An 11883-nucleotide genomic window follows, 5' to 3' on the forward strand; every position below is an offset into this window, starting at 1 on the left:
GTTAGTGTTAACAAAAAGACGCCCTCAGGTTTGGTAATCCTACAAAAACAATTTCTTTAAACTATATGTTAAAAGTATTATATTTTTTACAATTAAGAAAACTTTATATAGCGATTTCATAATAAATATTCGCAAATTGTACCAAAAAAAATTTTATAGCATAGAGGTGTTTTGATGGGTTATCATAGGTAAAAACGTACATTTACTACTAAAAACACAAAACCCCAGTCCTTTTTTGATCAAAGACTGAGGTATTTTTAATATAAGAAGTATCGGATCCCTACTTTTTAGCTAAAAAATACTTTAATAAAAAAGCAGTAGAGCTATCATGATTTTTAATATGCCCGGAATTAATTTCTCCTAAAATAGACGATGCCAGTTGCTTACCCAACTCAACTCCCCACTGATCATAACTGAAAATATTCCAGATAACACCCTGAACAAATATCTTATGCTCATACATGGCCACTAAAGAACCCAGGGTTTCCGGAGTTAATTTTTCAATCAATAACGTATTCGTTGGTTTGTTTCCTGCAAAAACTTTAAAAGGAAGCAGGAAAGCTGCTGCCTCACCACTGACTTGCTGCTGATCAAACTCTGCCTGCACCTGTGCCTCGCTTTTACCATTCAATAAGGCTTCGGTCTGGGCAAAGAAATTAGACATCAGTTTGTCATGGTGATCGTTGTTTCCGTATAATGGTTTTACGAAACCAATAAAGTCCGTAGGGATTAATTTGGTCCCCTGGTGGATCAGCTGAAAGAAAGCATGTTGTGAGTTCGTTCCCGGCTCTCCCCAGATAATGATACCCGTTTGGTAGTTTACCGGTTTCCCGTCTCTACCAACACTCTTCCCATTGCTCTCCATTATACCCTGTTGCAGGTAAGGCGCCAGTTTCTGAAGGTATTGTGTATACGGGATCAATGCCTCACTTTCGGCACCAAAGAAATTATTATACCAGATACTGAGCAATGCCAATACTACCGGTATGTTTTTGTCAAAGTCAGCTGTTTTAAAATGGTCATCCATTTCATGAGCCCCTTTTAATAATTTATCAAAATTATCATAACCCACCGCAAGACTGATCGACAGCCCTACAGCACTCCAAAGCGAGAATCTTCCGCCAACCCAGTCCCACATTGGGAATACATTGTCCGCATTGATCCCAAATTCCGTTACTTTCTGAATATTGGTAGAAACTGCTACGAAATGATCCGCCACATCTTTTTGAGTTGCCGATTTTAAAAACCAGTTCCGGATCGTTTCCGAATTGGAAAGCGTTTCCTGGGTGGTGAATGTTTTGGATACAATAACGAAAAGCGTCGTTTCAGGATTAATTTTTTTAATCACTTCATTGACATGATCGCCATCTACATTCGACACAAAATGCACATTCAGGTGGTTCTTGTAAAACTGTAATGCTTCCACTACCATCGCAGGCCCTAAATCAGATCCTCCGATACCAATGTTTACAATATCCGTAAATGCTTTTCCGGTATATCCTTTACGCTGTCCTGTTACCACTTCATTGGTAAACGCCTTTATTTTATTTTTTACGTCATAAATTTCAGGAATGACATTCGTCCCCTCTACATTTACAACGGCACTTTCCGGCGCCCGTAAAGCGGTATGCAATACTGCCCTGTCTTCTGTCTGGTTAATAATATCACCTTCAAAATATTGGGCAATTGCGGCTTTCAGCCCTACTGCCTCAGCAAGCTCCAGCAAAAGTGCAATAGTGTCCTTATTGATAATATTTTTAGAGTAATCAACTAAAAAATCATTCCATTGAATGTGGAATTTTTCCGCTCTTGCAGCATCATTCTGAAACATTTCAGCCATTGATACCTTTTGCATTTCCTGGAAATGTGTTGTTAGTTTCTGCCAGGCAGCAGTTTGTGTAGGGTTAGTATTTCCTAAAGCCATTGTTTTTATTTTTTAGAGAGTTGGAGTAGTGTAAAACACTTAGCTCTTAAATTTTATAGTCGCGATACTGTCCAGTTCTTTTTTTAGTGGCGCTATTTCAGCCAGGAACCGGGGTTTATATTTTGCTGCCATTGGGATTGAATTGGGTAATTTTTGGCCCAGCGCATCCACCTGGACACCGTTTTTCCAAAATCGGTAACAGACATGAGGACCTGTAGCAAGCCCTGTGCTCCCTACTTTACCAATAACATCCCCCTGATTTACATGCTGTCCCTGGCGTACCAGAATTTTAGACATGTGGAGGTATTGGGTAGCATAGGTACCGTTATGTTTTACTTTCACAAAGTTACCATTTCCTGCCGTATACCCTGTACGCTCTACGACACCTGAGGCTGTAGTCATAATTGGCGTTCCGGTAGGAGCTGCATAATCGGTTCCAAAATGCCCTTTCCAACGCATTTGCACCGGATGGAAACGGCGTGTTGAGAATTTAGAAGAGATTCTGCTGAATTTAAGCGGTGCTTTCAGGAACATCGTCTTCAGTACTTTTCCCTCTTCATCATAATAATCTGATTTTCGGGACAAAGTATCCTGTTTGAATGGAAAGGCATAAATACGTTTTCCTTTGTATTCAAAGAAAGACGATTCCATATTCACCACACCAGCATAAATCGTGTCGTTTATGAATTTTTCGTTGAAGGTAACTGCAAATTTATCCCCTTTTTGGATTTTAAAGAAATCGACTGAATAAGCAAATATTTCAGCGAGGTTATGGGAAAGTGAAGCGTCAACTCCCGCATTGCTCAACGTTTCAGAGAGGGACCCGTTAATCTCTGCTGCAATTGTCCTGCGCCGTATGGTAATTGGTTTTTTCTTTTTGTGGGTTACAATAGAATCCCGGAAATCAACCACGTAATAATTAATATCATCGGGTTGGTAAATAAAAGCCTGAATAGTGTGGGGTGCAGTTTTGGAATTCAGTACCATATAAGGCCTTCCTGCACGAATGGTACGGAGATTAAAAGAATCCTTTACCTTTTCTGTAATTTCATACACGGTATGGCTCCCTAAATTGAGGCCCTCCAGCATCTTACTAAAAGTATCCCCTTTTTTGACGGTATCATTATGTACCTGATAATCACTTAATTTATAACCAAATTCCACCACCTCGGGCACTTTGACTACTGCTACTTTCTCTTCTCTACCTTTTTCCTCATTTTTCTTTTCACAGGAAACGAGGGTTAAAAGTAATGATAAGGTTAAAATTGCGTATTTCAATTTGTATGCTTTTCTTCTATTAAACGTTTTTTTCTTCTCCCCAGGTATCCAACTCATGTTGCGACCACAATTCAGGAAAGAAAATTCTTTTTTGGTATTTCGGATGCATGTACTTTTTCCAGTCACTGCCCCCTGTTGCTTCTCCATCTCCTTTTCCACTTCCATCAATATATTTTTTTGCTGTATTCAAATGCTGCATCACCCAGGTAATATTTACTGTGTGGTCATAATGGCGCATTGCCTGAATCAGGGCTTCATCTTTCTGGTCTTCTTCGGGAAGCCCTTTAAATTTTTGCCAAAGGTTTATCGTGTTATACTCTTCCATATAACTCAAAAACTCCTTCTTATATTTTCTTTCGAACTCTAAAAGTAAGTATGATTTTTTACCGGTGTGGTAATCCTTACCGGCAGCCTGCCAATACAAATGATCCATGGCATGCTCGTAAGAGGTCTCCCGATCAATTGATTTACGGAAACGGTAATCAATCAGGTTGATTAAGTCTGTAGAACAGAATTCAATTAATCGGTATTGTGCGCTCTGAAATCCACTGGCCGGCGTCAGTGTATTCCTAAATTTCATATACTGGTCAATTTCCATCCCATCTCCCATGATATCAAAAGAGGTGGTCAGCATATCAAAATAACGGCTGATACGCATTAATTTGTCGGTAAAATAAGCGGTTTTTGGGGCTTCAGCATGACAAATCTGCTTCATTTCCCACAGGATCATTTTAAACAGCAGTTCATTAACCTGATGGTACATGACAAAAACCATTTCATCTGGCAATGTAGTACGTTGAATCTGTAGGTTTAAGAGCGCGTCAGTTTGTATATAATCCCAGTAAGTAATCGGTTTGGACCACAACAACCCCTCGAGGTGTGTTTCAGTTTTTTGGTCTATCGATTGAAATTTATGATCGAGAAGGTCTAACTTTTCTTTGATACTTGGTGTAATATCCATTTTTTATTTAATCTGCTTTTAGGACTAAAGGCTTTTTTAATCCTTTATATTCTTCCAAATCTGCTTTTAAGGACCCAACGGCTAAACTGGCTTTGATGCGCAAGGGAACTTTGTTCTCATCATCTGAAATCCAGACGGTTAAACTCTCCTGTTCTTTAAAAACGCGCCCTGCCTGTACATAGGGCCTGAAAACGAGACTGGAAATTTTCCCAAATTTAGTCGATATTACTTCTTTTCCAATATATTTTAACTTAAACTTCGTCACTTCATCGTCAAAAAACATATCAATACTGATGGACTCCCCTACTTTCATGGTTTCAACTTTTGGATGATTCCGTAAATAATAGAAAGCAGAGACAATATCCTGTACCTCTTCGGTTACGGAAATCGTTTTTTCGGAACTGTGTTTATAATCTTTCACGAAAACGGTATTGGCATCCTGATTGAAAAAACCTTCCTGGTCTTTCCGGTAGCCACCCTCATTGATTTTTCGGACAAACTGATAGGGCTTCCCGGTCGCCTTATCGAAATAGCTTTGGTAATTATCCTCTACTTTAAAGAAAAACTTGGACATCCCGGTAGTATAGCCATTTCCGACTACATGAAAAACCTTCTTATTGTTTTTCGTCGCTTCCTTGACTTCCAAAGTAGCATATCCGGCATTTACCAGACCATAGTGGATCCTGAATTTGAAAAACTCTCCTACATTAAAAGCACCTGAAGATTGTGCCTGGACACTGCATGACAGCAGTAGTAAAAATACAATTATTGCTTTTTTCATTCTATAATAAGATTTGGGGTTTCAGTAATAAATGCAATTTCTATTCCAAAAGTATTAAAACAAAAAAACCCAATCAATTAAATGACTGAGTTTTTATGCTATTAACCAACCAAAAAACTATAAATTATGAAAATTTACCAAAAACTTCGAGTAACAACCCTCTCCGTTTTTGCGAGTGCAAAGGTATCCACATTTTAAGGATTTACAACCAAAAAAATCACTTTAACACATCATCAATAATAAACCAATAGTTTTATGGTCAATTTTTACATTATATGTAAAAATTAGAAAGTTTTTATAACGTTCCTCTTTTTTCTTGTTCGCGTTCAATAGACTCAAATAAAGCTTTAAAGTTTCCGGCTCCAAAACCTCTGGCGCCCATTCTCTGGATAATTTCAAAGAAAAGGGTTGGCCTGTCCTGAACTGGTTTGGTAAAAATCTGAAGCAGGTATCCTTCTTCATCGGCATCTACCATAATCGCCAGTTTTTCAATTTCGTTCAGGTCTTCTTTCATCATATCCATATGAGCTCCTAAACGGGATGGAATTGCTTCATAATACGATCTCGGTGGTGCAGAAAGGAATTCTACTCCACGGGATTTCAATTCAGAAACCGTTTTGATAATATCATCTGTCGCTATAGCAACGTGCTGTATACCAGGGCCGCCATAAAACTCCAAATATTCCTCAATCTGTGATTTTTTCTTTCCTTCTGCCGGTTCATTGATTGGAAACTTGATTCTTCCATTCCCATTGGACATTACCTTACTCATCAAAGCAGAATACTCCGTATTGATTTGTTTGTCATCAAAAGAAAGGAAATTCACGAACCCCATCACATCTTCATACCATTTTACCCAAGTATTCATTTCACCCCAGCCTACATTCCCCACCATGTGGTCGATGTATTTTAATCCTGTTGGAGCGGGGTTATAATCAGACTTCCATTCTTTGTAGCCCGGAAGAAACACACCATTGTAATTTTTTCTTTCTACAAAAATATGTACCGTTTCCCCATAGGTGTAGATTCCGGAACGTACTACTTCTCCAAATTCATCTTTTTCAACCGTTGGCTCCATAAAAGGCCTTGCTCCTCTTTTAGTGGTCTCTTCGAAAGCACTTCTGGCATCTTCAACCCAAAGCGCTGCTACTTTTACCCCATCACCATGTTTTTTAAGGTGCTCGTTGATTGGAGAGTCCTCATTTAATGGCGTAGTCAGTACCAAACGTATTTTATCCTGTTTCAATACATAGGAAGCCCTGTCACGTACACCCGTTTCCAAACCTGCATAAGCAAGTGACTGGTAGCCGAATGCTGTTTTATAAAAATGCGCTGCCTGTTTGGCATTACCAACATAAAACTCTACATAATCTGTTCCTAAAAGCGGCAGGAAATCCTGTGCGCCTTCAAATATTTTCTCTAATCCGTATTCTACTGATTTTACTTCTTTTGACATAATCTTATTCGTTATTGGTATTGATCCTTTAAAAATCAATACTCCATTTTTACTTTTTTTGTTTGTTTTTCGGGGTAATCAAATTCGGAATCCCTGTTACTCTACCCAGGACTTATAGTATTGTCCATCATCCAGTCCCATAGCTGCTTCAGTTACCATCAATGGACGAAATGTATCGACCATTACTGCAAGTTCTTCTGTGATTGTTTTACCGATACTACGCTCCATTGCACCTGGTGCGGGTCCGTGTGGAATCCCTTTAGGGTGCAGCGTAATGTGTCCCTGCTCAATGTTATTACGGCTCATAAAATCACCATCAACATAATAGAGCACTTCGTCACTATCTATATTACTGTGGTTATAGGGCGCCGGAATTGATTTCGGGTGGTAATCGTATAATCTTGGACAGAAAGAGCATACTACAAAAGTAGCCGTTTCAAAAGTCTGATGTACCGGTGGCGGCTGATGTACTCTTCCCGTTATCGGTTCGAAGTTATGAATACTAAAGGCGTATGGAAAATTATAACCATCCCAGCCTACTACATCAAATGGATGCGTGGCATATACCACTTCGTGAAGCATTCCTTCTTTTTTTATTTTAATCAGGAAATCTCCTTTTTCATCATGCGTTTCCAGTTCAGAAGGCAATTTAAAATCACGCTCACAAAATGGGGAATGCTCCAGGTGCTGCCCGGATTCATTTTTATATCTTTTTGGGGTATAAAATGGCGCAAAAGATTCTACATAAAACAAACGGTTTTCGGTAGTATCAAACTCAATCTGGTATATAATCCCTCTTGGAATAATCAGGTAATCCCCGTATTCAAAAGGAATACTCCCCATCATTGTACGCAACGTCCCGGAACCTTTATGAATGAAAATCATTTCATCGGCATCGGCATTTTTATAATAATAGTCGCGTAGTGACTGCTGTGGAGCAGCAAGGCCAATGGTACAGTCTTTATTGACCAGCATGGCTTTACGGCTGTCTAAAAAATCTGCTTCCGGTTTTAGTTCAAAACCTTTCAGCAATAATGATTTTATATTTTTACCAATAGCAATCTTGGGCTCAACAGAATACGAAGCCCTGATCTCTTTTACCTGAGTTGGCCGATGTACATGGTACAAAAGCGAAGAATGACCATGAAACCCCTCTGTTCCAAAAAGCTGTTCGTAGTATAATCCACCGTTTGGTTTTTCAAACTGTGTATGACACTTTTGAGGAAAACTTCCTAATTTATGATATAGTGGCATAATTTGTAATTAGATAATTCGACAATTCGATAAACGGATAAAGAAACAGTCAGAAATTCATGCATTAAAATGCCTGCCGAACTGATTTGTTTGTTATCTCATTGACATTACTCATTCTGGATTTCTCTTGATGAGAAACTTTAAATGAGACAATAATCCATTCCAAGGTGTTTTCATAGACACAAATATCGTAAAAATTTAATTTTAGCGGTTAATTGTTGTGAATTATTTACAAAAGAAAGGGATTAAAAATGCATTGCAATTTTAATCCCTTATATTTTTGAAGTTTTACTTATCGTGACTTTTTATAGCTATAGGCATAAATCATAGCATGCAATGCCGCAAAGATCAGGGAGAAGTAGAATAAGAAATTGTCTTCTAATTCCGGATCCATGTGGTGGACAAAAGCGACAACAATTAAAGCCAGTACCATCCCCAAACCGGATCCAGCTACAACTTTAAAGCTATTCAGGCTAAAGTTACCTTTATTCAGGATACTATTTTTCATTCCATAGAACAAATACAAATCAAAGCCAATCATCATCCATACGATCAGGCGGATCCAGGTATCCAATGGCAGGAATACCATCATGAATAAGCATACCAGTACACCCGCAATTGGCACAAACGGCACAAATGGTGTCCGGAAAGATCGTGGTGCATCCGGCATTTTCTTACGCATAATCAATACGCCTATACATACCAGGATAAAAGCAAATAATGTTCCGATACTTGTCATCTCTCCTACTACCCGTGCCGGAACAAAAGCAGCAAAAAGACTCACAATAATCATGAATAACAAGTTATTTTTGGCCGGAGTCCTGAATTTAGAATGCACTTCAGAGAATACTTTCGGCATCAATCCATCTTTACTCATCGAGAAGAACACACGGCTCTGCCCCATCAGCATCACGAGGATCACAGAAACATATCCTCCTAAAATCGCCAATAATATCGCATTATTCAACCATGGATAAGCTGGCGTAATCATTCCATTCACTCCCATAGGGCCCATTGCCTCTACTGCAATTGCTACCGGAGCAATTCCGTCTTTTCCGGCAAAAGCCTGGTAATTCACAACACCTGTCAGCACATGGGCAAACAGCACATACAATACGGTACAAATTCCCAGTGAGAGTAAAATTCCTATCGGCATATCCCTTTTTGGATTTTTCGCTTCCTGAGCTGCTGTAGATACGGCATCAAAACCAATATAAGCAAAGAAAACAATAGCCGCAGCCCGTATGATTCCGGAGAAACCAAATTCTCCAAAGGTTCCTGTATTTTTAGGTATATAAGGAGTATAATTTTCGGGCCTGATGTATTGCCATCCTACAGCAATAAACACCAGTACAACCGTTACTTTTAATAAAACGATTATCCCGTTTACAAAGGCAGATTCGCGGGTACCGCGCATCAACACCAACGACATTACAATTACAATTAAAACGGCAGGAAGATTGATCACCCCACCTTCAAAGGGGGAAAGCATATAGGCATCATCGATATGAATACCATAGCCCCCGAGAAATTTACCGAGATACCGGGACCAGCTAATCGATACTGTAGCTGCTGCAACAGCATATTCCAGCACTAAATCCCATCCGATAATCCAGGCTACAAATTCTCCCATAGTGGCGAAAGAATAGGTATAGGCACTACCGGCAACCGGAATCATAGAAGAGAATTCCGCATAACACAATCCTGCAAAAATACATCCAAAAGCAGCTACCATAAAAGATATGGTGATCGCCGGACCCGCATTTGTTGAAGCCGCAAGACCTGTAATTGAAAATAATCCTGCTCCGATAATGGCGCCGACGCCTAAAGCTACAAGACCTGGAGCTGTTAGTGTTTTTTTTAATCCTTTTTCAGATTCTGAAGCTTCCTCTAATAATTGCGACAGTGGTTTTCTTTTCCAAATAGACATAAATATTGCTACTTTAATTATTTTATGGCTCCAAATATAGTTTTTATAAAATAATTACCGTGAAAAAGCTAAAGAATATTCAATCGAAATTCCGTTAAAACCAGAATCCCATAGAAAACCACCAAAAATGCTGACTATTATCTGGTGACCACGAGTATTTCACCTCCAAAGGTCCAAGTAGCGTTTCGAGGCCATACCCTACTGCATAACCGGAATAGGTAGGTATGGAAAACCAATCGAGCCCATCAAAAATATCATCTCCGATATTGGCATAATTGGCATAAAAGTTCACGTGGTTTTTGCGGATAAATTCAAAATCGGCTCCGAGTGTACTTTTAATATAGCTGTTCCCGATAAGGCTTACAAAATCATATCCGTAAAACGGCTTGATATTATTAAACGGATTAAATCCGTATCCTCCTAAAACAAAATCCATATTTCCACTTCCTTCCCCAATCAGGAAACCGCCTTCACTCTGGAACCGGAATGTCAGTCTTTTGAAGATACTGGTAGCATACCCAAAATTCCCCTGCGCTATTGAAAACCGACCAAACTGATCACCATTAAATGTAGAAGAATACAGCAGCCATTTGAAATTCCCATCAAAATAAAACCCGGATTTCGGGAAATACTTATTGTCGTAGGTATCAAATTTGACGTATCCGTAAGTACTGATGTAGTTGTTGTCTTCGAATGATTTATTCCCAATATCAAATGTTTCGGTTTGTATATTCAGGTTTTTATGCTCCAGGCCGACACCGACACTAAACACCTGCCGGAATAGGGTCTGCAGATACAATTGATTGGTAAAGTCGGTGTATTTTATGGCAATTTTATTCGCGTCCGTTTCTACAGTACCATCCAATATAGAGGCCGGAACATCGGCTTTAAAACGGGTTAAACTGGAACGCACCCCTAAACTGAGGTAGAATCCATTATCGATATAATAATCAAAATTATAGCGGATATTATCCCCAAGGATCAAATCCAGTGACGTTACATCATTTTTAGTCAGGAGATTTTTTTTGGTATAATTGATCAGTGCAGCACTTTTGAATAATCCGTCATAATGAAGCCCAAATTTCAGGTAGGTGCTGGTTTTGGTTTCTTTCAGATCCAAGATTAGCTTATCGCCATTTTCGGAATCTTCAAGCCGATAATCGATCTGTTTAAAATTCTGGGTCGCATTCAGACTGCTCAATCCGGCATCCAGCTTATCAAACGTGAGGTTTTCATTGGATGTCAGTCTCATTTTTCCCAGTACATACGCCCTGGAATACCTTTTATTCCCAATAATCTCCACATCATGAATACAAATGGATTCCGGCAATACAAAACGCTCCTTTGGTTTTGGCGGTGCTTGCTGTTGCGCTACTAATTCCCGGATTTGCCTCTTAAATTTAGCGGCAGCGTCTTCCCCATTTTTCACAATTTGAGCACCCTGGTCGAATGAAACCACATTAAATCCTGTAATTGCAGGTTTAATATAAATATCGGTCGCTGCTGCTTTGGCTTTCATCCCCTGATACATTTGGAAATTCACGATCTGCATCACCACTTTCATCGCCGATCCCATGCTTTCGCGATTCAGGAGGTCTTCCTGCACGTCAACCCCAATAATAATATCGGCCCCCATAGCCCTAACTTCATCGATAGGGTAATTATTCACGACACCACCATCAATCAGATAACGCCCATCGATTTCTACAGGATTGAACAGCGACGGAAAAGCACCACTCGCTTTCATCGCCTGGGGCAAATACCCTTCCTTTAATATGACAGCCTGCCCCGTTTCAATATCAGTAGCGACACATAAAAATGGAATTGGCAGTTTCGAAAAATCATTAATATCATGTACCCTGTACGTCAGGCGGTTCAGTAAATTATACGTATTTTGGCCTTTAGAAAGTGCTAACGGAATCCCTATTTTAAATTTATTAAAGGGAAGTGTAAAGGCATATTTTTCATCATTATCTTTTTCATAAAATGATTTTACAGCACGCGGCAGGTTGTCCTGTACGATATTTTCAAAATCGGTATTCCGGAATATCGAATCCAGTTCGGAAGCGGAATACCCGGAAGCATAGAGCCCTCCAATTATCGCTCCCATACTGGTTCCTCCGATATAGCTGATTTCCAGCCCTTCATCCTCCAGTACTTTCAACACCCCAATATGCGCCAGCCCTTTTGCGCCACCACCACTCAAGACCAAACCTACTTTTAAAGGTTTTTTCTGCTCCTGAGCGAACACGGAACTGGAAATCAGCAATAAAAATAAAAGCGCTACTTTTTTCATTCC

Annotated in this window: 8 protein-coding genes; all 8 read right to left on the reverse strand. The window is 39.5% G+C overall.

Translation table 11 applies throughout. The features are described 5' to 3' along the window. Window positions 1–280: 280 nt before the first annotated feature. The 8 genes from pgi to FK004_RS03550 all read right to left on the reverse strand — a co-directional run bounded on the left by pgi (window position 281) and on the right by FK004_RS03550 (window position 11880). Window positions 281–1924 carry a glucose-6-phosphate isomerase gene (gene pgi, locus FK004_RS03515; protein ID WP_108736007.1) on the reverse strand — a complete coding sequence of 548 codons (1644 nt, stop codon included), beginning with the start codon at window positions 1922–1924 and terminating at the stop codon, window positions 281–283. 39 nt (window positions 1925–1963) lie between these two features. Beyond that, a complete protein-coding gene (locus FK004_RS03520; protein ID WP_170108574.1) occupies window positions 1964–3202 on the reverse strand; it encodes a M23 family metallopeptidase in 1239 nt (412 codons plus the stop codon). A 19-nt stretch (window positions 3203–3221) separates the two neighbouring features. Next, window positions 3222–4163 carry a tryptophan 2,3-dioxygenase family protein gene (locus tag FK004_RS03525; protein ID WP_108736009.1) on the reverse strand — a complete coding sequence of 314 codons (942 nt, stop codon included), beginning with the start codon at window positions 4161–4163 and terminating at the stop codon, window positions 3222–3224. Between the two features lie 7 nt (window positions 4164–4170). Beyond that, window positions 4171–4944, reverse strand: a complete 774-nt coding sequence (locus tag FK004_RS03530) for a DUF3108 domain-containing protein (protein WP_108736010.1) — start codon at window positions 4942–4944, stop codon at window positions 4171–4173. 295 nt (window positions 4945–5239) lie between these two features. Next, a complete protein-coding gene (hppD, locus tag FK004_RS03535; RefSeq protein WP_108736011.1) occupies window positions 5240–6400 on the reverse strand; it encodes a 4-hydroxyphenylpyruvate dioxygenase in 1161 nt (386 codons plus the stop codon). 96 nt (window positions 6401–6496) lie between these two features. Continuing rightward, the gene (locus FK004_RS03540) at window positions 6497–7654 is read right to left on the reverse strand and encodes a homogentisate 1,2-dioxygenase (protein WP_108736012.1); all 1158 of its coding nucleotides are present in this window, start codon (window positions 7652–7654) and stop codon (window positions 6497–6499) included. A 292-nt stretch (window positions 7655–7946) separates the two neighbouring features. Beyond that, window positions 7947–9584, reverse strand: coding sequence for an amino acid permease (locus FK004_RS03545; RefSeq protein ID WP_108736013.1), 1638 nt, complete (start codon window positions 9582–9584; stop codon window positions 7947–7949). A gap of 94 nt (window positions 9585–9678) precedes the next feature. Next, window positions 9679–11880, reverse strand: coding sequence for a patatin-like phospholipase family protein (locus tag FK004_RS03550; RefSeq protein WP_108736014.1), 2202 nt, complete (start codon window positions 11878–11880; stop codon window positions 9679–9681). Between the last annotated feature and the right edge of the window lie 3 nt (window positions 11881–11883).

The organism is Flavobacterium kingsejongi, assembly GCF_003076475.1.
Taxonomy (GTDB): domain Bacteria; phylum Bacteroidota; class Bacteroidia; order Flavobacteriales; family Flavobacteriaceae; genus Flavobacterium; species Flavobacterium kingsejongi.